Source organism: Streptomyces sp. NPDC059166 (genome assembly GCF_042755185.1).
Classification (GTDB): domain Bacteria; phylum Actinomycetota; class Actinomycetes; order Streptomycetales; family Streptomycetaceae; genus Streptomyces.
Window position 1 is genome coordinate 1 of record NZ_JBHZCI010000003.1, and the last position, 24,910, is coordinate 24,910.

Consider the following 24,910-nt stretch of genomic DNA (forward strand, 5'->3'; position numbering starts at 1 on the left):
CGGCAGTGAGACTGTGGGGGATAAGCTCCATGGTCGAGAGGGAAACAGCCCAGAGCATCGACTAAGGCCCCTAAGCGTACGCTAAGTGGGAAAGGATGTGGAGTCGCAGAGACAACCAGGAGGTTGGCTTAGAAGCAGCCACCCTTGAAAGAGTGCGTAATAGCTCACTGGTCAAGTGATTCCGCGCCGACAATGTAGCGGGGCTCAAGCGTACCGCCGAAGTCGTGTCATTCCAGCATGAGGGCCAACGCCCGCTGGGATGGGTAGGGGAGCGTCGTGTGCCGGGTGAAGCAGCCGCGGAAGCGAGTTGTGGACGGTTCACGAGTGAGAATGCAGGCATGAGTAGCGATACACACGTGAGAAACGTGTGCGCCGATTGACTAAGGGTTCCTGGGTCAAGCTGATCTGCCCAGGGTAAGTCGGGACCTAAGGCGAGGCCGACAGGCGTAGTCGATGGACAACCGGTTGATATTCCGGTACCCGCTTTGAAACGCCCAATACTGAATCAGGCGATGCTAAGTCCGTGAAGCCGGCCCGATCTCTTCGGAGTTGAGGGTAGTGGTGGAGCCGACGAACCAGACTTGTAGTAGGTAAGCGATGGGGTGACGCAGGAAGGTAGTCCAGCCCGGGCGGTGGTTGTCCCGGGGTAAGGGTGTAGGACGCACGGTAGGCAAATCCGTCGTGCATATAAGTCTGAGACCTGATGCCGAGCCGATTGTGGTGAAGTGGATGATCCTATGCTGTCGAGAAAAGCCTCTAGCGAGTTTCATGGCGGCCCGTACCCTAAACCGACTCAGGTAGTCAGGTAGAGAATACCGAGGCGTTCGGGTGAACTATGGTTAAGGAACTCGGCAAAATGCCCCCGTAACTTCGGGAGAAGGGGGGCCATTCCTGGTGATCCGATTTACTCGGTGAGCTGGGGGTGGCCGCAGAGACCAGCGAGAAGCGACTGTTTACTAAAAACACAGGTCCGTGCGAAGCCGTAAGGCGATGTATACGGACTGACGCCTGCCCGGTGCTGGAACGTTAAGGGGACCGGTTAGCTGACTTTCGGGTCGGCGAAGCTGAGAACTTAAGCGCCAGTAAACGGCGGTGGTAACTATAACCATCCTAAGGTAGCGAAATTCCTTGTCGGGTAAGTTCCGACCTGCACGAATGGCGTAACGACTTCTCGACTGTCTCAACCATAGGCCCGGTGAAATTGCACTACGAGTAAAGATGCTCGTTTCGCGCAGCAGGACGGAAAGACCCCGGGACCTTTACTACAGTTTGATATTGGTGTTCGGTTCGGCTTGTGTAGGATAGGTGGGAGACTTTGAAGCGGCCACGCCAGTGGTTGTGGAGTCGTCGTTGAAATACCACTCTGGTCGTGCTGGATGTCTAACCTGGGTCCGTGATCCGGATCAGGGACAGTGTCTGATGGGTAGTTTAACTGGGGCGGTTGCCTCCTAAAGAGTAACGGAGGCGCCCAAAGGTTCCCTCAGCCTGGTTGGCAATCAGGTGTTGAGTGTAAGTGCACAAGGGAGCTTGACTGTGAGACCGACGGGTCGAGCAGGGACGAAAGTCGGGACTAGTGATCCGGCAGTGGCTTGTGGAAGCGCTGTCGCTCAACGGATAAAAGGTACCCCGGGGATAACAGGCTGATCTTCCCCAAGAGTCCATATCGACGGGATGGTTTGGCACCTCGATGTCGGCTCGTCGCATCCTGGGGCTGGAGTCGGTCCCAAGGGTTGGGCTGTTCGCCCATTAAAGCGGTACGCGAGCTGGGTTTAGAACGTCGTGAGACAGTTCGGTCCCTATCCGCTGTGCGCGTAGGAATATTGAGAAGGGCTGTCCCTAGTACGAGAGGACCGGGACGGACGAACCTCTGGTGTGCCAGTTGTCCTGCCAAGGGCATGGCTGGTTGGCTACGTTCGGAAAGGATAACCGCTGAAAGCATCTAAGCGGGAAGCCTGCTTCAAGATGAGTATTCCCACCACCTTGAGTGGTTAAGGCTCCCAGTAGACGACTGGGTTGATAGGCCAGATGTGGAAGCCCGGTAACGGGTGGAGCTGACTGGTACTAATAGGCCGAGGGCTTGTCCTCAGTTGCTCGCGTCCACTGTGTTGTTCCCAGGCCACGAACAGTCGTGCTGGTTGAACAGTTTCACTAATCAATTGAAAAGTGTGCTTGTTCGCTAAGTGCCGATCTCCATCTTGATGGAGTGGCCGATAGTGTTTCGGTGGTCATTGCGTTAGGGAAACGCCCGGTTACATTCCGAACCCGGAAGCTAAGCCTTTCAGCGCCGATGGTACTGCAGGGGGGACCCTGTGGGAGAGTAGGACGCCGCCGAACAATCTTTCAGGGCCCTTGGCCCCAGCGTTCATGCTGGGGCCAAGGGCCCTTTTGTTTTTCCGAAGCGCGCCGGATCGTCGGCTGCGCGAGAATGTCTGTGGTACCCGATGACAGGAGTCACCCCCATGTCCACCAACTCTTCCGACGACCGTCCGGAGCGCGATCCGCGTCGCCGGGACGGGGGTGACAGGGGCGGCTACCGAGGTGGTCGCGACGACCGGGGCGGTGCGCCTCGACGTGACAGCGACCGCGGTGCATTCCGTAGGGACGACCGCGATCGAGGCCCGCGTCGTGACGACAACCGGGGTGGTGCCGGCGGCGGGTTCCGCCGTGACGACCGTGGTGGGCGTCCGGCTGGTGGGTTCGACCGTCGTGACGACCGGCCGCGTGGCCCCCGCCGCGACGACGACCGCCCCGGCGGCTTCCGCCGCGACGACAGCCGTGGTGGCGGAACCGGTGGCGGGTTCCGGCGTGATGAGCGTGAGCGCGGCCCCCGTCGTGACGACGACCGGTCGGGTTCCTTCCGGCGTGACGATCGTGCGCCGCGTCGTGAGGACGACCGTGGTGGGTACCGCGGTGGACAGCGTGATGACCGTGGCGGACGTCCGGGCGACGACAACCGCCGCGACGACAACCGGGGCGGTGCCGGCGGCGGGTTCCGCCGTGACGACCGTGGTGGGCGTCCGGCTGGTGGGTTCGACCGTCGTGACGACCGGCCGCGTGGCCCCCGCCGCGACGACGACCGCCCCGGCGGCTTCCGCCGCGACGACAGCCGTGGTCGCGGAACCGGTGGCGGCTTCCGCCGCGACGACAGCCGTGGTGGCGGCTTCCGGCGTGACGATCGTGCGCCGCGTCGTGAGGACGACCGTGGTGGGTACCGCGGTGGACAGCGTGATGACCGTGGCGGACGTCCGGGCGGCTACGACCGTCGCGACGACAACCGCCGCGACGACAGCCGGGGCGGTGCCGGCGGCGGGTTCCGCCGTGACGACCGTGGCGGGCGCCCGGCTGGTGGGTTCGACCGTCGTGACGACCGGCCGCGTGGCCCCCGCCGCGACGACGACCGCCCCGGCGGCTTCCGCCGCGACGACAGCCGTGGTGGCGGTGCCGGTGGCGGCTTCCGCCGCGACGACAGCCGTGGTGGCGGAACCGGTGGCGGCTTCCGCCGCGACGAGCGTGAGCGCGGCCCCCGTCGAGACGACGACCGGTCGGGTTCCTTCCGCCGGGACGATCGTGCCCCCCGTCGTGAGGACGACCGTGGTGGGTACCGCGGTGGACAGCGTGATGACCGCGGCGGACGCCCGGGCGGCTACGACAACCGGGGCGGTGCCGGCGGCGGGTTCCGCCGTGACGACCGTGGCGGCCGTCCGGCCGGTGGGTTCGACCGTCGTGACGACCGGCCGCGTGGCCCCCGCCGCGACGACGACCGCCCCGGCGGCTTCCGCCGCGACGACCGCGACCGTGGCCCTCGGCGTGACAACGACCGTGGTGGCTACCGAGGCCGCGACGACCGGGGTGGCTACCAGGGACGGGACGACCGCGATCGTGAGCCCGTCAAGCGCCTTCCCATCCCCGACGACGTCACCGGCGACGAGATCGACAAGGACGTCCGGCAGGAGCTTCTGAGCCTGCCGAAGACCCTTGCCGAGGACGTCGCACGGAACCTCGTCATGGTCGCCCGTCTCATCGACGAGGACCCCGAGCAGGCTTACGCCTACTCGCGGATCGCCCTGCGGCTCGCATCGCGTGTCGCCGCGGTCCGTGAGGCCGCGGGCTTCGCCGCGTACGCCAGCCAGAGGTACGCCGAAGCGCTGGCGGAGTTCCGTGCGTCGCGCCGGATGACCGGTTCGGCGGAACTGTGGCCCGTGATGGCCGACTGCGAGCGGGGACTCGGCCGGCCCGAGCGGGCGATGGCCATGGCGGGCGAACCCGAGGTACAGAAGCTGGACAAGGCCGGGCAGGTCGAGATGCGCCTGGTCGCCGCCGGCGCCCGCAGGGACATGGGGCAGATCGACGCCGCCATCGTCACCCTGCAGAGCCCCGAGCTGGCGTCCAACGCCGTCCACCCGTGGACGCCCCGGCTTCGGTACGCCTACGCCGATGTCCTGCTGGAAGCGGGCCGTGAGGACGAGGCCCGCGAATGGTTCGGCAAGGCGCTGGAGGCCGACAAGGACGGTTCGACGGACGCCTCCGACCGGCTCGCGGAGCTCGACGGGGTCGAGTTCGTCGACGCGCTCGACGAGGACGACGACCACGTCGACGCACCGGCCGCCACCGACGGTGAGCACGTCGACCGCGAGGGCACCGGCCCCGAGGACGTCGAGGGCGAGGAGACCGGCCCCGAGGACGTCGACCGCGAGGACACCGACGCAGGTCGCGACGCGGTCGAGCAGGACGGCGACGCCGACGGGTCCACGAAGGCCTGAGGCCTGAGCCGAGGCAGTGGTGAAGGGCGGCACCCCCAGGGGGTGCCGCCCTTCCCGCGTTCAGGGCCCACACCGGCAGCGACCGGTCTGCGGGCGGATCCTCAGCCGATGTCGAGGCTGCGCAGTACCAGTCCCGTGGCGGGCTTGGGACCGAACGACGTCGATTTGCGAGGCATGGTGACGCCCTGTCTGGCCAGATCCCGGACGACGTCCTCACGGACCGGATGCATCAGCACCGCCGTGGCCCCGTGGCGCTCGGCCTGTTCGACCGCGGCCGCGCTGTCGTGGATGTACGAGATGTGGTCCGGGGAGTCGGGGATGCCCCAGACATCGTCGAGCAGGGCGGAGTGCAGCACGGTGGCGTCGAGGGCGCGCCACGCGGCCGGCCGGTCCCCGCGGACGGTGCGCGCCAGCAGCCGTGCCTCGGGCCGGTCGACCAGATGGAAACGGCCGTCGCCCGCGAGGAGGAAGGCGTTGCCCTCGGCGGCGGCCTCCGCAAGCGCCTCCAGAGCCAGGGACAACGGCCCTTCCACGGTGCTGACGCGGAAGAGGCCGTCGAGGGCGTCGAGCGCGTCGGCGACCGGCAGGCGGTGGAGCAACCGGTGGATGGCGCGCACCCGCAAAGGGTGGCGGGCCGTGTCGACGAGCAGGACCAGCCCGAAGTCCCAGGGCCCGGGGCCTTGCTGTTCGCGCTGGAGCCGGAGGTAGGTGGCCCAGCGGTGGTGGCCGTCGGCGATGAGTGCCTGGCGGCGGGCCAGATCGGCATCCATCTCGGCGTGCTCGGCGGGATCGGTGACAGCCCAGAGCCGGTGCCGGACCCCGTCCTCCGTCGTCGTGGTGAACAACGCCGGACGCTCCACGACGCGCTCGATCACGGCCGTCGCCCCGCTCGGCCCGCCGTCACCCTCATAACTGAACAGCAGCGGTTCGAGGTGGGCCGCCGCCGTGCGCATCAGATCGGCACGGTCCTCCACCACATCGGCCATCACGTCCTCGTGCGGCAGCACCACGCCCTCCGAGGCGGGGGAGAGCGCCAGCGCCCCGATCACGCCACGCTGCAGGACGTCACCGGCCCGCTGTTCGTAGACGTACAGCGTGGGGAGCGGGTCCGCGGCGAGCACCCCCTCCGCGATCCACTGCCGAAGGGTGTGGGCGGCCTGCCGGTGCCGTTCGGCGGCGGAGCCCCCCTGCGGGAGGATGAGGCGCACGATGTTGTGCGGATCCGAGGACTCCAGGTGATGGAGCCCGTCGGGCCGCACGACGACGTCGTACGGGGGCGAGGTGACCGAGGCCAGGCTGCCGACCTGTTCCGGGACGTACCGCAGTCCGCGGAAGGGGGTCAGCCGCAGTCCCTGGCCGCCGACGGGGGCTCCGGATGTGTTCATCCGGGCATCGTATGTGCGCTCGGTGGATGCGCGATGATCGGGGGAGAGGCACGGAACGAGGAGCAGAGGCATATGAGTCAGCAGTACAGGTCCCGGCCGCTCGGGAGCGACGAGGCGCTGAGCGGGCGCTACGACACGGCCCTGCTCGACCTCGACGGTGTGGTGTACGCGGGCGGGCACGCGATCGGGCACGCGGTCGAGTCGCTGCGCTCCGCGCGTGAGGGAGGGATGCACCTGGCCTACGTCACGAACAACGCGCTGCGCACCCCGGATGCGGTGGCCGGGCACCTGACGGAGCTCGGCGTGCCGGCCGAGGCCTCCGACGTGATCACCTCGGCGCAGGCCGTCGCACGGCTGATGGCGGATCAGCTGCCCGCCGGGGCGAAGGTGCTCGTCGTCGGCGGGGAAGGGCTGCGGGTGGCGCTGCGTGAACGCGGGCTGGTGCCCGTGGAGTCGGCGGACGACGATCCGGCGGCCGTGGCACAGGGCTTCGGCGGCCCCGATCTGCCCTGGGGCCGATTCGCGGAAGCCGCGTACGCGATCACTCGCGGAGCGGTCTGGTTCGCCTCGAACACCGATCTGACGATCCCGGGTGCCCGGGGCATCGCCCCGGGCAACGGCGCCGCCGTGGAGGTCGTGCGGATCGCGACCGGTGCGGAGCCCCAGGTCGCCGGCAAGCCGCTGCCCCCGATGCACCGCGAGACGGTGCTGCGGACCGGGGCCGAGCGTCCCCTGGTCGTGGGTGATCGGCTGGACACGGACATCGAGGGTGCCTTCAACGGTGGTGTGGACTCGCTGCTCGTGCTGACCGGGGTCACCGACGCGGCGCAGCTGATCGCCGCCGGACCCCGGCACCGTCCCACCTACGTGGACCGGGACCTGCGCGGGCTGCTGACCACCCAGCCCGAGGTGTCCGGACAGGACGGTGCCTTCCGCTGCGGCGGCTGGACCGCCGTCGTGCGCGGTGAGGCGCTCACCCTGGAGGGCGGCGGCGAACCGCTGGACGGGCTGCGCGCGCTGTGCGGTGCGGCGTGGACGCACGCCGGTGAGGGAGCCTGCGAGCTGGACGCGGAGAAGGCCGTCGCCGCGCTCGGCCTCTGAGGGCCGCTCCGGAGGCCGTAGGCTGTGCCGCACCGGGGAGTTGAGCCCATTGCAGGATAGGCTAGCCTAACCACGTGTTGGTCGACAGTCCCCCCGAATCGAGTTCCGGTCCCGCGTCCGAGCCGAAGGCACCCGCACGCGCGGGACGGCACACGGTACGTGCCGCAGGTCTTCTGGCCGCCGTGGGCGTCCTCGCGCTGGTCTGCCTCGCGAGTGTCGCGGTCGGCGCCAAGGCGCTCCCGCTCTCCGACGTCTGGCACGGTCTGTTCCACTACTCGGGGACGAGCGGCGACGTTCTCGTACGGGACGTGCGGGTCCCGCGCACCGTGCTGGGCATGCTCGCCGGCTCCGCGCTGGGCATGTCCGGGGCGGTGATGCAGGCACTGACCCGCAACCCGCTGGCCGAGCCAGGTCTGCTGGGCGTCAACGCGGGCGCGTCCGCGGCCGTCGTCTCCGCGATCAGCTTCTTCGACGTGACCTCGCTGACCGGTTACGTCTGGTTCGCGTTCGCGGGCGCCGCGGTTGTCTCGGTGGCGGTGTACCTGCTCGGCGGGAGCCGCTCCGCGAACCCCGTACGGCTGGCGCTGGCCGGTACGGCGGTCACCGCCGCGCTCTTCGGTTACGTCAACGCCGTGCAGCTGCTGGACTCGGCGGCCCTGGACCGCCTCCGGTTCTGGACTGTCGGGTCCCTCGCCTCGGCGAATTCCGGGACCGTCGGCAAGGTGTGGCCGTTCATCGCGCTGGGTGTGCTGCTGGCCATGCTCATCGCCAGGCCCCTCAACGCGCTGGAGATGGGCGACGACACGGCCAAGGCGCTCGGCGCCCGCCTGACCCGCACCCGTGCGCTGGCCATGGTGGCCGTCACCCTGCTGTGCGGGGCGGCGACGGCGGCCTGCGGTCCGATCGTCTTCATCGGGCTGATGATCCCGCACCTGGTCCGCACCATCACCGGCCCCGACATGCGCTGGATCCTGCCGTACTCGGCCGTCCTCGCGCCCGTGCTGCTGCTCGGCGCCGACATCGTGGGCAGGATCGCCGCCCGTCCCTCCGAACTCCAGGTCGGCATCGTCACCGCCCTGATCGGCGGACCCGTCTTCATCCATCTCGTACGACGCAAGAGGATGGCCCAGCTGTGAAGGCTGCACAGGACACCACCAGGACCGTCCGTGCGGTGCGGACCGCGGGCGGGCTCTCCTTCCGGGTGGACGCGCGGGCGTTCGCCGTGGTCACGCTGCTCGTCGCGGTGGCGGTCCTCGCCGCCGTGATCCTGATCGGCAGTGGCGACTACACCATGTCGCCCGGCCAGGTCGTCTCCACCCTGATGGGTGACGGAACGTTCCAGCAGGAGTTCATCGTCACGGAACTGCGGCTGCCCAGGGTCCTGGTCGGACTGCTCGTCGGCGCCGCCCTCGGAGTCGGCGGAGCCGTCTTCCAGAGCGTCTCGCGCAACCCGCTCGGCAGCCCCGACGTCCTCGGCTTCGGACAGGGATCCGCGGTCGGCGCCCTCACCGTGATCGTGCTCTTCCACGGCGGTCCCGACGAGGTCGCCGCCGGAGCCGTCGCCGGCGGTCTGCTGACCGGCGCCGCCGTTCACCTGCTGGCCTGGAAGCGCGGAGTGCACGGCTACCGGCTCGTCCTCGTCGGGATCGGCGCGGCTGCGATGCTCACCGCCGCCATCCACTACCTGATCACCAAGGCCGACCTCGTCGACGCGACGCGCGCCGTCGTCTGGATGACCGGCACCCTCGACGGCAGGGACTGGGCACAGGTCTGGCCGCTGCTCGCGGTCTGCTGCGTACTGTTCCCGCTGGTCCTGGGACACGGCAGGGCGCTGCGCATGATCGAGATGGGCGACGACGCCGCCCACGCCCTCGGCGTCCGGGTGGAGCGCACCCGGCTCGTCCTGCTCGGATGCGCCGTGCTGCTCGTCGCCGTGGCCACCGCGGCCGCCGGTCCCATCGTCTTCGTCTCGCTCAGCGCCCCGCAGGTCGCCCGCAGGCTCACCCGGGCATCCGGCCCCAACCTGGCGGCCGCGGCCGCCACCGGGGCGGCCCTGCTGCTGGTCGCCGACTGGACCGCCATGAACGCCTTCGGGGACCGCCAGCTCCCCGTCGGTGTGATCACCGGCGTACTGGGCGGCTGCTACCTGCTGTGGCTCCTCGTGTCCGAGCGCCGGGCGGGGCGCATATGAGGACGGCACGCCCGGGTGCGGAACCCGGCACCCCGCAGACCACCCCTCAAGAATCCGGGAGTACGACCATGCAGCGCCTCACCGCGGACTCGGTGACCCTCGGCTACGACCAGCGGATCATCGCCGAGAACCTCTCGGTCGAGATACCCGACAACTCCTTCACGGTCGTCGTCGGCCCCAACGCCTGCGGCAAGTCGACCCTGCTGCGCGCACTGTCGCGGATGCTGAAGCCCACCGGGGGAAGCGTCCTGCTGGACGGGCAGTCCATCCACCGCACGCCCGCGAAGAAGGTGGCCAGGACGCTCGGACTCCTGCCCCAGTCCTCCATCGCCCCGGACGGCATCACCGTCGCCGACCTCGTCTCCCGCGGCCGGTACCCGCACCAGGGGCTGCTCCGCCAGTGGTCCCCCGAGGACGAACGGATCGTGAAGGAGTCCATGGACTCCACGGGCGTTGGGGCACTCGCCGACCGCTACGTCGACGAACTGTCCGGAGGCCAGCGCCAGCGCGTCTGGATCGCCATGGCGCTCGCCCAGCAGACCCCCCTGCTGCTCCTGGACGAGCCGACGACGTACCTCGACATCCAGCACCAGATCGATGTCCTCGACCTCTGCGCGGAACTGCACGAGACGCAGGGGCGCACCCTGGTCGCCGTGCTCCACGACCTCAATCACGCGGCGCGCTACGCCACGCACCTCATCGCCATGCGCGACGGAGCGGTCATCGCCGAGGGCGCGCCCGGTGACGTCGTCACCGCGCGACTCGTCGAGGAGGTGTTCGGGATGCGCTGCCAGGTCATCGACGACCCCGAGACGGGTACCCCGCTCGTCGTCCCGGCCGCCCGTCGGCGGCGCACCGCCGCCCCGCTCCAGGGCCTGGCGGCCACGGACGTCACAGCAGGGACCTGAGCTTCAGCAGATCGCGGAACCCCGCCTCCAGGCGCACCCGGCCCGAGGCCCAGGCCTTGGCGAAGTTCAGCTCGCCGCCGACCATGGCGACCAGGTCGTCGCCGGTCATCGCGAGCCGGATCTCCGCCTTGTCGCGGGGCGGGCCGTCCAGCGTGTCCAGTACATGGATCCGGCCGTTCGCGAGACGCCCCGTGAACGTCACGTCCAGATCCCTGATGTGGCAGCTCAGCGAGCGGTCGAGGGCGGCGGCGTCGCGTACGTCGCCGTCGGCCCCCGCCAGATTGTCGGAAAGTGTGTCGAGTGCGCTGCGGCACTCCGCCATGGTCGCCATCGTCACCGACGGTACACCGGCCGTTCGGGGGGTGGGCGGCCACTCGATCAAGGAACGTGCGCGAGGACGCTCCGGCCACATCGGGCGAGGGACGGCCCCGGACCGGCGGGCGAGGAGGCGGGCCTCCCGGCCGCCCGCGTCCGTGACCGACCGCCCGGGCCGTGCGGGCAGCCGGCCTCCGGGACCGGACCACGCCTCCGGACGCCTTCGGCCGCCCCAGGGGGGCGTGCGCCGGGCACCGGTGTGCCCTCGCCCGGTCCGGGTGTGCGCCCCGCGCGATCATTCCTGCTCAGCCCTCGGGAACGGTAGCGTTCCCGCATGAGCGACAGGATGCCGGAACCAGGCAACGAGCAGCAGGACGAGGCGGCCGCCGGGGCCGTGGCGCCGCCCGCGCCCTCCTTCGACCCCGCCCCTCCCGCCCCCCTGGGAGTGGCGCGAGCCCTCACCGGGCACACCACCGTGGACGAGCTGCTGGAACGCCTGGCCGACGCGGACCACCTCGCGGCGGACGGTCACACCGCGGTGTACGAGGATGTACACCGGGGCCTGCGCGAAGAGCTGACCGCGCTGGACGCACGCCCCGCACCCGCACCGACGCGTACGCACGACAACAGGAGCTGAACCGAACGTGGCAGGAGTGGCACGTCGCCGCCTCGACGCCGAGCTGGTACGCCGCAAGCTCGCCCGCTCACGCGAACACGCGAGCCAGCTGATCGCGGCCGGGCGGGTGACGGTCGCGGGGAACACCGCGACCAAACCCGCCACCCAGGTCGAGACCAGTGCCGCCGTCGTGGTGGTCAAGGACGACAGCGACCCCGAGTACGTCTCGCGCGGCGGGCACAAGCTCGCCGGGGCCCTCGCGGCCTTCACCCCCCTCGGGCTGAAGGTCGAGGGGCGGCGGGCGCTGGACGCCGGGGCCTCGACCGGCGGCTTCACCGACGTGCTGCTGAGGGCTGGCGCCGGCCATGTGGTGGCCGTGGACGTCGGCTACGGGCAGCTCGCCTGGTCCCTCCAGTCCGACGAGCGCGTCACCGTCAAGGACCGCACCAACGTGCGTGAGCTGACGGTGGAGCAGATCGACGGGCAGGAGGTGGACCTGGTGGTGGGGGACCTGTCGTTCATCCCGCTCGGCCTGGTGCTCCCCGCCCTGGCGCGCTGCGCCGGACCCGGGGCCGACCTCGTCCTCATGGTCAAGCCGCAGTTCGAGGTGGGCAAGGAGCGCCTCGGCAGCGGCGGTGTGGTCCGCAGCCCCGAGCTGCGGGCCGAGGCGGTACGGGAGGTGGCGCGCCGCGCCTGGCTCCTGGGCCTCGGCGTCCGGGGCGTGACGGCGAGCCCGCTGCCCGGACCGTCGGGGAATGTCGAGTACTTTCTGTGGCTGCGGGCCGGCGCACCAGAGCTGGATCCCGCTGACGTCGACCGTGCAGTGGCGGAGGGGCCCCGTTGACGACGCATGCGGCACAACCCGGTAACGCGGAACGCACCGTCTTCCTGCTCGCGCACACCGGCCGCCCGGCCGCCGTCCGCAGCGCCGAGCTCGTCGTCCAGGGCCTGCTGCGCAACGGCCTCGGCGTCCGGGTGCTGGCCGCGGAGGCGGAGGACCTGCCGCTGCCGCCGTCCGTCGAGACGGTCACGGACGCCACCCCGGCGGCCGTGGACGGCTGCGAGCTGCTGATCGTCCTCGGCGGGGACGGGACGCTGCTGCGCGGCGCCGAGATCTCCCGTGCCTCGGGTGTCCCGATGCTGGGCGTCAATCTCGGGCGGGTGGGGTTCCTCGCCGAGGCCGAGCGCGACGACCTCGACAAGGTCGTGGACCGGGTCGTGACGCGGGCCTACCAGGTCGAGGAGCGGATGACGCTCGACGTCCTGGTGCACAGCAACGGCGACGTCGTGCACAGCGACTGGGCGCTCAACGAGGCCGCCGTGCAGAAGGTCTCGCCCGAGCGGATGCTCGAGGTCGTGCTGGAGATCGACGGCCGCCCGGTGACCGGCTTCGGCTGCGACGGGATCGTCTGCGCCACGCCCACCGGGTCGACCGCGTACGCCTTCTCCGCGGGAGGGCCCGTCGTCTGGCCGGAGGTCGAGGCGCTGCTGATGGTCCCGATCAGCGCCCACGCCCTGTTCGCGAAGCCCCTGATCACCTCGCCCGAGTCGGTGCTGGCCGTCGAGGTCCAGCCGCACACCCCGCACGGGGTGCTGTGGTGCGACGGGCGCCGGACCGTGGAGCTGCCGGCGGGAGCCAGGGTCGAGGTGCGCCGGGGCGCCGTGCCCGTGCGGCTCGCGCGGCTGCACCAGGCTTCCTTCACCGACCGTCTGGTCGCCAAGTTCGCGCTGCCCGTACAGGGCTGGCGCGGCGCCCCGCACTGATCACCGGGGTCCGGACCACACCCGCGTGAGTGAATCCGTCACCGGGGTCCGTCGCACGCCGGGCCCCGGACCTCGTAAGGTCATGTCCGTGTTGGAGGAGATGCGGATACGGTCGCTCGGAGTCATCGACGACGCGGTGGTGGAGCTGTCACCCGGTTTCACCGCCGTGACGGGTGAGACCGGCGCGGGCAAGACCATGGTCGTGACCAGTCTCGGACTGCTGCTCGGAGGCCGCGCCGACCCCGCCCTGGTGCGGGTCGGCGCCAAGGCCGCCGTCGTCGAGGGGCGGATCACGGTCGCCCCGGGCGACGCGGCGGCGGTGCGCGCCGAGGAGGCCGGAGGCGAGATCGAGGACGGTGCGCTGATCGTCAGCCGTACCGTTTCGGCGGAAGGGCGCTCCCGCGCCCACCTCGGGGGCAGATCCGTGCCCGTGGGCGTGCTCACCGAACTCGCCGACGAACTCGTCGCCGTGCACGGCCAGACCGACCAGCAGGGACTCCTCAAGCCCGCCCGGCAGCGGCAGGCCCTCGACCGGTACGCGGGCGACGCCGTGGAGACGCCGCACGCCGCCTACGCGGCCGCCTTCCGGCGGCTGCGGGCCGTCGTCACGGAGCTCGACGAGCTGACCACGCGGGCGCGGGAGCGGGCCCAGGAGGCGGATCTGCTGCGCTTCGGCCTCGAAGAGGTCGCCGCCGTGGACCCCCTGCCCGGAGAGGACACCGAGCTCGCGGCGGAGGCGGAGCGGCTCGGCCACGCCGAGGCGCTGGCGTCCGCGGCGGCGCTGGCCCACGCCGCGCTCGCCGGTGACCCGGAGGACCAGGAGGGCGTCGACGCCACGACCGTCGTCGCCGCGGCGGGGCGGTCCCTGGACGGCGTGCGGGCGCACGACCCCGCGCTGGCCGGGCTCGCGGACCGGATCGGCGAGATCTCCATCCTGCTCGCCGACGTGGCGGGCGAACTCGCCGGGTACTCCGACCAGCTCGACGCCGACCCGCTGCGGCTCGCCGCCGTGGAGGAGCGGCGCGCGGCCCTCACCGCGCTCACCCGCAAGTACGGCGAGGACGTCTCAGCCGTGCTCGCCTGGGCCGAGGAGGGTGCCGCCCGGCTCACCGAGCTGGAGGGCGACGACGACCGTATCGGTGAGCTGACCGCGGAGCGTGACGTGCTGCGCGGTGAGCTCTCGGCGCTCGGACAGGCGCTGACCGACGCACGCACCGAGGCGGCGGCGCGTTTCGCCGCGGCCGTCACGGAGGAGCTGGCGTCCCTCGCGATGCCCCACGCCCGGGTCTCGTTCGCCATCCGGCAGACCGAGGCGCCGGACGAGGCATCCGGGATCGACGTCGGCGGCCGGAGTGTCCTCTACGGGCCGTCCGGTGCCGACGAGGTGGAGCTGCTGCTGGCACCGCACCCCGGTGCCCAGCCACGGCCCATCGCCAAGGGCGCGTCCGGCGGTGAGCTGTCCCGTGTGATGCTCGCCGTCGAGGTGGTCTTCGCGGGTTCCGACCCCGTGCCGACGTACCTCTTCGACGAGGTGGACGCCGGTGTCGGCGGCAAGGCCGCCGTCGAGGTCGGCCGGCGGCTGGCGAAGCTCGCGAGGTCCGCCCAGGTCGTGGTGGTCACGCACCTGCCCCAGGTGGCCGCGTTCGCCGACCGGCAGCTGCTGGTCGAGAAGACGGTGGACGGATCGGTGACCAGGAGCGGTGTCACGGTCCTGGAGGGTGAGGACCGGGTGCGTGAGCTGTCGCGGATGCTCGCCGGCCAGGAGGACTCCGAGACGGCCCGCGCACACGCCGAGGAACTCCTCGAGACCGCGAGGATCGACGGGTAGACAGATCAGCGCCGGACAAAGTCAATTGCGCGCGGCCCATCTCACTCGAAAGTGTGGGGTGGGCCGTCGGGCTGGTGATGCGGTGCCCGGAGCAACGTTTCGTCGGTCCCGGAACGTGCGTACGGGCTGGCATCCTTGGTGCTGTACACATCACCGACTCGGGAGCCCCGGGAGCCGATCAACGTGACACAGCTGCGTACGGTCCAAGTCCTGGGCGGCGGTGCCGTAAGCAGCGCTCACGTCAGGTCGCTCGCCGCGGGGCTGATCGCCCGGGGCGTGCAGGTCACCGTCTGCGCGCCGGCCGGGACGGGCCGCGCCCGCGGCCTCCCCGCCACAGGCGCCCGATTCGTCGCGGTGCCCCGGCGCAGCGATCCGGCGGCCGTCGCCGCCCTCCGGACGGCCTGCACGGGCGCGGACATCGTCCACGCGCACGGGCTGCACGCGGCCGTACGCGCCGGGATCGCGCTCAGCGGCCGGGGAATTCCGCTCGTCATGACCTGGCATGCCCGGGTCCAGGCCGAGGGGGCCCGTGGCCGGATGCTGCGGCTGCTGGAGCGGAGGGCCGTCCGGAGGGCGGCCGTCGTGCTGGGGACCTCCTGGGAACTGGTCGACCGGGCCCGGAGCCGGGGGGCCAGGGACGCCAGGATCGCGCCCGTTCCCGTGGAACCGAGCGGTCCGCGAGGGCCTGGTGACACCGGCAAGACGCGCGCCGAACTGGGCGCCGTAGGACGCCCGCTGCTGGTGTCGGTCGCCCAGCCCGGTCAGGACACGCTGGTGGAGGCGGCACGCGAGTGGCGCGGCCTGGACCCCGCGCCGCTGCTGGCCGTGGTGGGGGAGGACAGTTCGGCCGGTGCCCTGCGCCGCAGGATCGCGGCCCAGGGGCTGCCGGTCGTGCTCGCCGGAGGCATGGACGGGCTCGTGGACGTCCTCGCCGCCGCCGACATCGCCGTACTGACCGGCGGGGGCGAACACGGGCCCGCGCTCGCCCGCGAAGCCCTGAGGGGCGGCACCCCGCTCGTCGCGGCTCGCACCGAGGGGCTGGGCGAACTCGTCGGTGACGCCGCCGAGCTGACCCCGCACGGAGACGCCGGTGCCCTCTCCGGCACCGTCACCCGCCTTCTGGGGGACCCGGAGCAGCGGCAGGCGCTGGCCGACTCGGGGCGTCTGCGGGCCGCCGGATGGCCGACCGAGGACGAAATGATCAGCCATGTGCTGTCCGTCTACGACGAGTTGGCGGCTCCGGGGGCGGCCGGCCGGGGCTGACGGGCGTGCGTGCGCCCGATGTCACCAGGCGCACCGGTCCGGACCGAACGCCCCGTCCGCGCCCTCGACCCGGACCGGCAGCGCCCTCCAGGCGGCCGCGGCTCCCGAGACTGTGCAGACGAGCTGCTGCCGTGCGACACCGGACAGCCCGGACACGGGCAGCCGCAGCGTCACGAGAAGCCCTCCGCTCCCGGTCCGGCTGATGTCCACGGCGCCGTCGGACGTCGGGAGTTCGGTCGTCAGGCCTGCCGCACGCTCCCTGTCCGAGGGGCCCGCGAAGAGCATGGCGACCACCTTGAGGGGGTTCGGAGGCTCGGACCCGCTCTCTGCCTCCTGCGGCACCGCGAAACCGCGCGAGACGGGGTGCGGCTCACCCGAGTGCACGAAGTAGAGGAGCGCCGAACCGGAGGACTGCCCATCCACCTCCACCACGGCCGCGTCGCCCACCTCGACGACATCCGTGGCCCGGATGCCGCACCCGGCGGCCGGCACGAGCGAGAGCACGAGCAGCGCGATCCACCGTCGCGGCCGGATCACCCGCCACCGTCCAGGGGGATCGCCACGGTGAAGACCGCGCCGCCCGACGAGGCGTTGGCGGCCCGGACCTTCCCCCCGTGGAGTTCCACGTTCTCCCGCGTGATGGCGAGGCCCAGACCACTGCCCGCCGAGCGGGTCCGTGCCGCGTCGGCCTTGTAGAAGCGGTCGAAGATGTGGGGGAGCGCGACAGGCGCGATGCCCGGCCCGCTGTCGGAGACCTCGGTCACCAGCCAGGAACCCTCCGCGTCCCGCTCGGTTCGCAGGCACACGGAGACGGGCTGCTCCCCGTGGCGCAGAGCGTTGCCGACCAGGTTGGCCACCACCACGTCGAACCGGCGGGGGTCCAGCCTCACCCGTACTCCCTCGGCGAGTTCGGTGTACACGGACGTCTCCCAGCGCCGGTTCTGCAGGGTCTTGCGTACCGTCTCCGCGGCGTCGACCTCGTCGAGATGGAGGCGGGCGGCCCTGGCGTCGAAACGTGAGATCTCCATCAGGTCCTCGACGAGTACGGACAGCTTCTCGGTCTCCGCGCTGACGAGCCGGACCGCCGCCGCCGTATCGGGGTCGAGATGCTCGGCGTCCTCGTCGAGGACCTCCGTGACGGCGAGCATGCCCGCCAGCGGGGTGCGCAGTTCGTGCGAGACGTCCGAGGCGAATCGTCTGGCCCTGGCCTCCGCACGCTGTAGCTCCCGTACCGAGTGCGCCAGGTTCTCCGACGCCTCGTTGAAGGTCCGCGCCAGCTCGGAGAGTTCGTCCGAGCCCTTCACCGGGATACGGGTGCCGAGTTCGCCCCGGCCGATCCCCGCGGCAGCCCGCCGCAGATCGCGGACCGGCCTGAGCACACTGCGCGACGCGAGCAGCGCGGGTACCAGGGCGATCAGCAGAGCCGGCACGGCACCGTCCCTGGCCGCCGTGACCATGGCGTCGACATTGGCCTCCTCGACGTCGAGCGGCATCACCGCGTAGAGGACGAGCCCGGTCGGACCGCGCCGGCCGTCGCGCTGGTAGAGGGCGGGCATGCCCACCGTGAGCCAGGTCCTCCCGTTCCCCGTCACCCGCTGGAACGACCCGTGCCGTTCACCGCGGGCGGCGGCGCGGAGCTTGTCCGTGACGACGTCGGAGGTCGGGTGATCCGACGACGACGCCCTCAGCCGGCCGTACTCCGCGAAGACGATCCAGCTGTGCGGCTTCCCCTCGCGCGCCAGGGTCGTGCACAGCCGCCGCATGGCGGCTTCGCCGAGGGGCAGGGCCACCGTCTGTTCGGACGCCCGGTCCCTGAACTGCCCGACCGCCGTGTCCTGCGTCTGCTGGAGGATGGCGGAGCGGGCCGCCCGGTAGGTGAGCGCGGCGGTGGTGGCCGCGCTGACCGCCGCGACGAGCAGGAAGGCCACGACGAGGCGGGTCCGCAGACCGGGGCCGGACGTCCGCAGCCTCACTCCAGCGGTCCGAAGCGATAGCCGAAGCCCCGTACGGTCTGGATGTAACGGGGGCTGCCCTCGGGTTCCTCGATCTTCTTCCGCAGCCGTCGCACACAGGCGTCCACCAGCCGGGCATCGCCGTGGTAGCTGTGCTCCCAGACGAATTCGAGGAGCTGCTGCCGGCTGAAGACCTGTTCCGGCGACGCCGACAGGTGGAGCAGCAGCCTCAGTTCGGAGGGTGCCAGGGCCAGCCGCTGTCCCGCCCGGGTCACGGCGAGGCCCGACCGGTCCACGACGAGCTCCCCGTGGACCTCGGTGCCGCTCCTTCCGGCGGGGTCGGTGAGTCTGCGCAGGACGGCCCTGATCCTGGCCTCGATCACCTCGGTCCTGGCGGGCTTGACGATGTAGTCGTCCGCTCCCGCCTCCAGCCCCACGACGACGTCGAAGTCGTCGCCCCGCGCGGTGAGCATGATGATGGGCAGCAGGCTGGTCTCCCGTACCCGGTGGCAGAGTTGCACGCCGTTCATGCCCCGCAGCATCAGGTCGAGGAGCAGGAGGTCGGGCCGGAAGTCGTCCAGCGCCTCGAGACCGGCCTCCCCGGTGCCGACCGCCCGTATCTCGTGGCCCCTGCGCCGCAGCCCGAGTTCGACTCCCTGCCGTACGGAGGGGTCGTCCTCCACGAGAAGAATGCGCGGCATCGCAACCGGGTCCCCAGGCTCGTCGTCACAGCGGTCGTCACCGCTTCCGCAGTCTCCTGAGGGCTGCGGCCAGCGGGGAGTTTATCCCCTCGACGCCGAACGGCCGTGCGAGGAGGGCGAGTACGGCCACCAGGGTCACGGTGCCGGCCGCCGCGGCGAGGATGTCCCCGGCGCCACCGGCGGCCCTCGCGGCGCCGTGCGCGAGCAGCCCGGCCGGCAGACAGGCGGCGGCCAGCCGCAGATGCGTGCCCACGGCGGAGGACCGCCACGGCCGGGCCCCGGAGGCGCCCGGACCCGCCGACAGCCGCCGGCGGAGCACGTACGCGGTGACCGCGAACCCCGTCAGGTACGCCACCGAGCTCGCTCCGGCCATCCCGGTCACCGCCCATCGGGCGGGCAGCAGCACGTACGCGACCACGCAGAGTCCGGCGTTCACCCCCGCGATCAGCAGGCTGAGCAGGAAGGGCGTACGGGTGTCGCCCGTCGCGTAGAACCCCCGGGAGAGCACGTACTGCCCGGAGAACGCGACCAGCCCGGGTGCGAACGCCGCCAGGATGCCCGCCATCACCGTGCTGTCGGCCTCGCCCGCCCGGCCGTAACCGAAGACCGCACCCGTCACCCAGGGGGCGAGAGCAAGCAGGACGGTGGCGGCCGGCACCACGGCGGTCGCGCTGGTGCGCAGTGCGTACGAGACGTCACGCCGCACCGCGGCCGTGTCGCCGCCCGCCGCCGACCTGCTCATACGCGGCATCAGGGCGGTCACCAGGGAGACCGTCACGATGCCCTGGGGCACCACCCACAACTGGTAGGCGTAGCTGTAGGCGGTGTAACCGGCGCCACCGGCCACCCCCTGCTCGGCCGCGCTCTGCCCGGAGGCCGTCGCGAGCCGGGTCACCACCCAGTAGGCGGCCTGGTTGGCGAGGACGAGCATCACCAGCCAGCCCGCCGAACGCAGCGGCCGGGTCAGCCCGCTGCCCCGCCAGTCGAAGCGGGGCCGCCAGCGGAACCCGGCGGCGCGCAGGGCCGGGACCAGCGCCACGGTCTGCACGGCGATGCCTGCTGTGGTGCCCCAGCCGAGGAGCTGGATCCGGGAGGCGGTGAGTTCGCCGTCCGTCCCGGAGACCAGAGCGAGGTAGAGGCCGAACACCCCTGTGACCACGAGGTTGTTGAGGACGGGCGCCCACATCATGGCGCCGAAGCGGTCCCGGGCGTTGAGGATCTGTCCCAGCAGGGTGAACAGCCCGTAGAAGAGGATCTGCGGCAGGCAGCAGCGGGCGAGAGCGACGGTTGCCGCCGCCTGGCCGCCCGAGTAGTCCGTGTACACCGAGACGATGGACGGAGCCCCCGCGACCGCGAGCAGGGTCAGCCCGACGAGTGCCGTAGAGCAGAGGGTGAGCAGCCGGTCGGTGTAGGCCCGGCCTCCGTCGGCGTGCTCCTTCGCCGCCCTGACCAGCTCCGGCACCAGGACCGCGTTGAGGGCGCCCCCGATCAGCAGCGTGTACAGGATGGTGGGGACCGTGTTGGCCACCGCGTAGCCGTCGGCCCGCAGACCGGTGCCCAGCGCGGCGACGACGACCGCGGAGCGTACGAATCCCGTGGCGCGGGAGACCACGGAGCCCGCCGCCATGACCGCACCGCCGCGCAGTACGGACCGCGGCTCGTCCGCCCGCCCCGTCCCGTCCCGGGAGGGGACGACGGTGCCGGTCACCGGCGGGCCAGATACGCGTGGAACGCCCTGTACAAGGCGTTGTTGGCGGCGCCGCCCAACGGGATCTCCCATTCTCCGAGCGTCTCCACGAGCCGGCCTCCGGTGCCGAGCTTCCAGCGCAGCAGTCCGTGGGAACGGTCGTCGGGGTCGAGGGTGGAGGGTACACCGCGCATGTCGTACACCTGTGCGCCCAGCGCCTGGGAATCGAGCAGCATCTGCCACTGGAGCGCGTTGCTGGGCCGGACCTCGCGCCGGTGGTCGGCGGACGCGCCGGTCTGATACCACACCCGCCCCGGTGTCACGATCATCGTGTGGGCGGCCAGCACCTCGCCCTCGTGCACCGCCAGGCGCAGCCGCATCCGCCCGGGCTGCTCGGCGTTGAGCACGGTGAACTGGCGCTGGTAGTAGGCGAGGGAGCGGCCGAGCCGGAAGCCGTCGCGCTCCTCGGTGATCCTCAGGAGCCGGTGGAACTCCGGCAGGTCGGACGCGCCTCCCGTGACGACCTCGACGCCGGCCCGGCGCGCCCTGCGGACGTTGCGCCGCCACTCCTGGTTGAGGCCCGACCACAGGTCGCCGGGCGTCCGGCCGGTCAGCGGCACCTGGAAGACGTAGCGTGGCTGGGCGTCCCCGTCCCCGTCCTCGCCGCAACGACGCCAGCCGCGGGCCCGCAGCCTCTCGGAGACGGCGGTGCCGAGCGGATCCACCGCGGTCGCCAGCACGTCACCTATCCTCCGCCCCGGCCCGGTGGCCGCCTTCAGCCGGGCGGCGTCCCACACGCGGTACGCGGGCGACGGGCCGATCCGCACGGCGAACGCCCCCGAAGCCCGCAGGTGCGCCATCAGAGGCCGCATCCACCGGTCGATGTCGTGCGACGCCCAGTCGGCCACCGGCCCCTCCGGGATGTAGGCGAAGTACTTCCGGGTTCCTGGGAACTGCCGGTAGAGGACCAGCGCCGCGCCTTCCGGAACCCCCGACGCGCCGTGCCACCCGACCGATTCGGAGGCCCAGCCCTCCTTCACCCCTGCCCAGGACGGGAACTGCAGGAAGCTGGCGTCCGGCCGCGAGGCGAGAAGAGCGCGGTGCTCGGCGGCGTCGAGCGCGCGGATGCACAACTCCCCGGCACGGCTGCGGCCATCCGGTGCGAGCAGCGTCAGCATGAGGCCCCGTCCTCTCCGATCCCCCGGGGACCCGTCCGGTCCTCCTGGGCTGCACCGGATGCTCACAGCCCTCTGTGACCGGTCCGCGCGGCGCGTGTGACCGGACGATGACCGTTGTGCCGCACCTCCTGTCACAGAGCGGATCCGAGGACATCGCGTACCTCGGGGAATCTACGCTCGGCCGCCTGCCTCCCGTTCAGGAAGGCGTTTCCCCAGGAGGATTCCCTTGAGTTCTGCACCCGGATCCGTACGTCCCACCGGGCCCGAGGGCCGGACGGCCCGTCATGTCCTGGCCGCCCTGGCCGTCGTGCTCGCCCCCGCACTCACGGCGTGCGGGGGCGGACAGGCGGGGGACCATCCCTCACCGGTGCGGGCGGCCGCCGCACACGGAGCCCCCGCGACGGCCATCACGGTGAACCTCCGGGGGACGAAGGCGACCCCCGGAGTGCCCGTCGAAGTCACGGCGGAATCGGGCAGGTTGAGAACCGTCTCCGTCAGGGGCACCGGAGACGAGGCGCTTACCGGCCGGATATCCGCCGACGGCAGGACCTGGACCTCCGACCGGGTCGCGGCCCCCTCCACCGCGTACACGGTGGAGGTGCAGGGCACGGACGGCCGCAGCGACCGTGCGGGCTTCACCACCGCGCCGGTGGACAAGGTCAACAAACTGTCCCTCGCCCCGGGGAAGAACACCACGGTCGGGATCGCCCAGCCCCTGTCCATCGTCTTCGACCACCCGGTGGCGAACAAGGCAGCGGTCGAGAAGGCCCTGCGGGTCACCACCTCCGACGGTACGACCGGCGCCTGGGGATGGCTGCGGGACCACTCCGGCAGGGACCGCGCCGACTGGCGGCCCGAGCACTACTGGAAGCCGGGCACACGCGTCACCCTCGCCGCCGGCCTCGACGGAATCGACTCGGGCCCGGACGGCGGCTGGTTCGTCCGGGACTACGCGACCACGTTCACCATCGGCAGCGCCCAGGTCGCGAAGGTCGACCTGGACCGCCACCGCCTCGTCCTGCTCCGGGAAGGCAGGAAGGTCCTCGACCTGCCGGTCTCCGGGGGCACCCCGGGAGGGGACAAGGCGTCCTGGCGGGGGACGGCGGTCCTGATGTCCAAGGAGGGCACGATCAACATGCGCTCCGAAACGGTGGGCCTCGGTGACGCCTACGACAAGATGGTCGACTGGTCCATGCGGCTCACCTGGTCGGGGATGTACGTCCACGCCGCGCCCTGGAACGCCGCCTACTTCGGCGTGGCGAACCGGAGTTCCGGATGCATAGGGCTCAGCGACGCGAACGCCGAGACCCTGTACGGGCAGGTGCGGGTGGGCGACCCCTTCGAGATCACCGGCGCCGACACCAAGGGAACCGTCGCTGACGGCAACGGGTACGGGGACTGGAACCTGTCCTGGGCCGAGTGGAAGGAGAGGAGCGCGTTCGGCTGACCCGGCAGCCCGCCCGAGCGCTCCGGCACGAGGCACCGGACACCGTGCACGTCCGGCCGAGCCGAAGGACCGGCCGCCGGAGCCCGGACTCCCGCTGACGTGCCCTCAGCCCGTGTGGCGCCGGGCCCTCAGCGCCAGACTGAGCGCCAGCACCGACTCGGGGTCGTCGAGGTCCGTGCCCAGCAGTTCGCCGATGCGGGCCAGCCGGTTGTAGAGCGTCTGCCGGTTCAGGTGCAGATCGCGCGCGGCCTCCGCCTTGCGCCCCGCGTGCGCGAGGTACGCCTCCAGGGTGGGCAGCAGCGCCGGGCGCCCCGTGCGGTCGTGCTCGCGCAGCGGCCCGATCGCACGGTCGACGAAGGACTCCAGGTCCGGATGGTCCCTCAGCCGCCAGAGCAGCAGATCGATGTCCAGCCGGCGCGCGTCGTACCAGGGCCGCTCCTGGAGTCCGTGAGCGGCCCTCGCCGCCTCCGCCGCGTGCCGCAGGCCCGCGCTGGCCGCGGCCCAGACGCCTGCCGCCGCGACCACCACGACGACGGGGGTCCGGTCACCGGCCCGCTCCAGGCCCGCCCGGGCCGCCCCGGCACGGAGCGCCTGGGCCACCCGGTCGGCGAGCGCCGTACGCGTCACGCCGGGCCGCAGTGCCAGCAGCAGCGGAACCCTTCCCTCCACCGGGCGCACACCCACCAGGGCCGGAGCCCCCACCGCGGCGAGCTCCTCCGTCACCGCCCGCGCCAGCAGCGCCCAGCTGCCCGCGGGGGCCGACTCCGGGGAGAGCCGCATCACCACCGGCAGAAGCGGGTCCCCTCCAGGACGGAACCCGAGCACCCCCGCCTGGGCCGGCGCGTCCTCGGGGCTGATCCGGCCCTCGGCGAGATCCGTGAGGAAGTCACCACGTCCGCGCGCGGCGACCTCGTCCTCCTGACGGGCCTGCATCAGCACGACCGCCAGGATGCCCGCCGCACGCTCGGCCGCCATCCGGTGCACCTCCGCGAGCGGGCCCGACACGGCCGGCAGCACCAGGCGCGCGCGTACGGAACCGGTCCCCGGCCCGCTGCCCGGCACCTCCACCAGGACCGTCCCCGCCGGTGGCGACTCCCGTGCCGCGCGGGCCCCGCGCAGCCCCTCCCAGACCTGCAGCGGCTCCGCACCCACCACCGCCGTCCCGGTGCCGGCGGCGTAGAGCAGCCGGCCGTCAGGGGTCTCCAGGAAGACCGGATTGGCGGCGAAGTCCGCCAGGATACCGAGTACCTGCGGGACCCCACCGCCGTCGAGCACCGCCCGGGTGCACCTGCGATGGACTTCCTCGGCGCGCTGGAGCAGGGCGTAGTGACCGTTGACGATCTCGGTGTGGATCTCCTCGGTCACCGCGACGAAGGGGACCTCGCGATGCAGCTGGACGAGCGGCAGCCCCGCGGAACCAGCCGCCTCGACGATGGCCGGAGGGAGCCGGCCGAAGCGCGGGCCGAGCTCGACGACCAGTGCGGCGATCCCGCGGTCGGCGAGCCTGCGGACGAAGGCGCGCTGGTCGGCGGGGAGCGACCCCAGGCCGAGCCCCGTGGTGAGGAGCAGTTCACCGCCCTTGAGCAGGGCGGGGATGTTCGGGGCCTCACCGGCGTGCACCCAGCGCACCTCCCGGTCCAGCCCGGCCTCCCCGGTCAGCACCTCGGGAAGTCCGCCCCGCAGCCCGGGCAGCTCCAGCGCCCGCCGTACGGTGATCCCGCCCTCTGTCTTCACCGGATCCGGCCTCGTGCTTCCCGTCGTGTGCCAGCGCGCCATGCGATCGGGCCAGGAACGCCCTGGTGAGGAAGGTACCG

At 71.7% G+C, this 24,910-nt stretch carries 19 protein-coding genes, 2 rRNA genes and 1 pseudogene; 14 read left to right on the forward strand and 8 right to left on the reverse strand.

Features of this window, described 5'->3' with window-relative positions:
- The 4 genes and pseudogenes from ACFXOA_RS02755 to ACFXOA_RS02770 all read left to right on the forward strand — a co-directional run.
- Positions 1 to 2,085: ribosomal RNA gene (locus ACFXOA_RS02755) — 23S ribosomal RNA — on the forward strand; the annotation flags it as partial.
- 132 nt (positions 2,086 to 2,217) lie between these two features.
- A 5S ribosomal RNA gene (rrf, locus tag ACFXOA_RS02760) occupies positions 2,218 to 2,334 on the forward strand.
- Positions 2,335 to 2,441: 107 nt separating this feature from the next.
- Positions 2,442 to 3,749: pseudogene (locus ACFXOA_RS02765) on the forward strand (hypothetical protein); the annotation flags it as partial.
- Between the two features lie 207 nt (positions 3,750 to 3,956).
- The gene (locus ACFXOA_RS02770; RefSeq protein WP_385022074.1) at positions 3,957 to 4,760 is read left to right on the forward strand and encodes a tetratricopeptide repeat protein; all 804 of its coding nucleotides are present in this window, start codon (positions 3,957 to 3,959) and stop codon (positions 4,758 to 4,760) included.
- Positions 4,761 to 4,861: 101 nt separating this feature from the next.
- On the opposite strand, the gene ACFXOA_RS02775 is transcribed toward ACFXOA_RS02770, so the two are convergent.
- The gene (locus ACFXOA_RS02775) at positions 4,862 to 6,145 is read right to left on the reverse strand and encodes a DUF1015 family protein (protein ID WP_385021429.1); all 1,284 of its coding nucleotides are present in this window, start codon (positions 6,143 to 6,145) and stop codon (positions 4,862 to 4,864) included.
- 72 nt (positions 6,146 to 6,217) lie between these two features.
- Between ACFXOA_RS02775 and ACFXOA_RS02780 the strand changes: the two genes are divergently transcribed.
- The 4 genes from ACFXOA_RS02780 to ACFXOA_RS02795 all read left to right on the forward strand — a co-directional run bounded on the left by ACFXOA_RS02780 (position 6,218) and on the right by ACFXOA_RS02795 (position 10,345).
- Complete coding sequence (locus ACFXOA_RS02780) at positions 6,218 to 7,246, forward strand: HAD hydrolase-like protein (RefSeq protein WP_385021432.1); 1,029 nt, start codon at positions 6,218 to 6,220, stop codon at positions 7,244 to 7,246.
- 74 nt (positions 7,247 to 7,320) lie between these two features.
- Complete coding sequence (locus ACFXOA_RS02785; protein ID WP_385021435.1) at positions 7,321 to 8,382, forward strand: FecCD family ABC transporter permease; 1,062 nt, start codon at positions 7,321 to 7,323, stop codon at positions 8,380 to 8,382.
- Positions 8,379 to 9,437: a FecCD family ABC transporter permease gene (locus ACFXOA_RS02790; RefSeq protein WP_385021438.1), complete on the forward strand. Its 1,059-nt coding sequence runs from the start codon at positions 8,379 to 8,381 to the stop codon at positions 9,435 to 9,437. Before ACFXOA_RS02785 ends, ACFXOA_RS02790 begins: the two co-directional genes overlap by 4 nt.
- 68 nt (positions 9,438 to 9,505) lie before the next feature.
- Complete coding sequence (locus ACFXOA_RS02795; protein WP_385021441.1) at positions 9,506 to 10,345, forward strand: ABC transporter ATP-binding protein; 840 nt, start codon at positions 9,506 to 9,508, stop codon at positions 10,343 to 10,345.
- Here the strand turns inward: ACFXOA_RS02795 and ACFXOA_RS02800 are convergent.
- Positions 10,329 to 10,676: an SCP2 sterol-binding domain-containing protein gene (locus ACFXOA_RS02800; RefSeq protein ID WP_385021444.1), complete on the reverse strand. Its 348-nt coding sequence runs from the start codon at positions 10,674 to 10,676 to the stop codon at positions 10,329 to 10,331. The two genes, ACFXOA_RS02795 and ACFXOA_RS02800, sit on opposite strands and share 17 nt — an antisense overlap.
- Positions 10,677 to 10,994: 318 nt before the next feature.
- Here ACFXOA_RS02800 and ACFXOA_RS02805 point away from each other — a divergent pair, with 318 nt between their 5' ends.
- The 5 genes from ACFXOA_RS02805 (at position 10,995) to ACFXOA_RS02825 (ending at position 16,131) form a co-directional block, all read left to right on the forward strand.
- Entirely contained in the window at positions 10,995 to 11,297 is a 303-nt protein-coding gene (locus ACFXOA_RS02805) for a hypothetical protein (protein WP_385021446.1), read from the forward strand.
- Between the two features lie 7 nt (positions 11,298 to 11,304).
- The gene (locus ACFXOA_RS02810) at positions 11,305 to 12,120 is read left to right on the forward strand and encodes a TlyA family RNA methyltransferase (protein ID WP_362674391.1); all 816 of its coding nucleotides are present in this window, start codon (positions 11,305 to 11,307) and stop codon (positions 12,118 to 12,120) included.
- Complete coding sequence (locus tag ACFXOA_RS02815; protein ID WP_385021448.1) at positions 12,117 to 13,040, forward strand: NAD kinase; 924 nt, start codon at positions 12,117 to 12,119, stop codon at positions 13,038 to 13,040. Before ACFXOA_RS02810 ends, ACFXOA_RS02815 begins: the two co-directional genes overlap by 4 nt.
- Positions 13,041 to 13,122: 82 nt before the next feature.
- Entirely contained in the window at positions 13,123 to 14,868 is a 1,746-nt protein-coding gene (gene recN, locus ACFXOA_RS02820; RefSeq protein ID WP_385021450.1) for a DNA repair protein RecN, read from the forward strand.
- 183 nt (positions 14,869 to 15,051) lie between these two features.
- Positions 15,052 to 16,131, forward strand: a complete 1,080-nt coding sequence (locus tag ACFXOA_RS02825) for a glycosyltransferase family 4 protein (RefSeq protein ID WP_385021453.1) — start codon at positions 15,052 to 15,054, stop codon at positions 16,129 to 16,131.
- A gap of 21 nt (positions 16,132 to 16,152) precedes the next feature.
- Here the strand turns inward: ACFXOA_RS02825 and ACFXOA_RS02830 are convergent, their stop codons facing one another.
- From ACFXOA_RS02830 to ACFXOA_RS02850, 5 genes are read right to left on the reverse strand one after another with little or no spacing between them, the layout of a single operon-like run.
- A complete protein-coding gene (locus ACFXOA_RS02830) occupies positions 16,153 to 16,668 on the reverse strand; it encodes a hypothetical protein (RefSeq protein WP_385021456.1) in 516 nt (171 codons plus the stop codon).
- Positions 16,665 to 18,104 carry an ATP-binding protein gene (locus ACFXOA_RS02835; RefSeq protein ID WP_385021459.1) on the reverse strand — a complete coding sequence of 480 codons (1,440 nt, stop codon included), beginning with the start codon at positions 18,102 to 18,104 and terminating at the stop codon, positions 16,665 to 16,667. The genes ACFXOA_RS02830 and ACFXOA_RS02835 overlap by 4 nt, the downstream gene beginning before the upstream one ends.
- Positions 18,101 to 18,784: a response regulator gene (locus ACFXOA_RS02840; RefSeq protein ID WP_385021462.1), complete on the reverse strand. Its 684-nt coding sequence runs from the start codon at positions 18,782 to 18,784 to the stop codon at positions 18,101 to 18,103. The genes ACFXOA_RS02835 and ACFXOA_RS02840 overlap by 4 nt, the downstream gene beginning before the upstream one ends.
- 37 nt (positions 18,785 to 18,821) lie before the next feature.
- Positions 18,822 to 20,564 (reverse strand): murein biosynthesis integral membrane protein MurJ, encoded by a 1,743-nt coding sequence (gene murJ, locus ACFXOA_RS02845; protein ID WP_385021465.1) that lies wholly within the window; start codon positions 20,562 to 20,564, stop codon positions 18,822 to 18,824.
- On the reverse strand, positions 20,489 to 21,649 hold the full coding sequence (locus tag ACFXOA_RS02850; protein WP_385021468.1) for a lipid II:glycine glycyltransferase FemX: 1,161 nt from the start codon (positions 21,647 to 21,649) through the stop codon (positions 20,489 to 20,491). Before ACFXOA_RS02850 ends, murJ begins: the two co-directional genes overlap by 76 nt.
- Positions 21,650 to 21,875: 226 nt before the next feature.
- Here ACFXOA_RS02850 and ACFXOA_RS02855 point away from each other — a divergent pair, with 226 nt between their 5' ends.
- Positions 21,876 to 23,096: an Ig-like domain-containing protein gene (locus tag ACFXOA_RS02855; RefSeq protein WP_385021471.1), complete on the forward strand. Its 1,221-nt coding sequence runs from the start codon at positions 21,876 to 21,878 to the stop codon at positions 23,094 to 23,096.
- A 105-nt stretch (positions 23,097 to 23,201) separates the two neighbouring features.
- On the opposite strand, the gene ACFXOA_RS02860 is transcribed toward ACFXOA_RS02855, so the two are convergent.
- Complete coding sequence (locus ACFXOA_RS02860) at positions 23,202 to 24,830, reverse strand: PucR family transcriptional regulator (RefSeq protein ID WP_385021474.1); 1,629 nt, start codon at positions 24,828 to 24,830, stop codon at positions 23,202 to 23,204.
- Positions 24,831 to 24,910 lie beyond the last annotated feature (80 nt).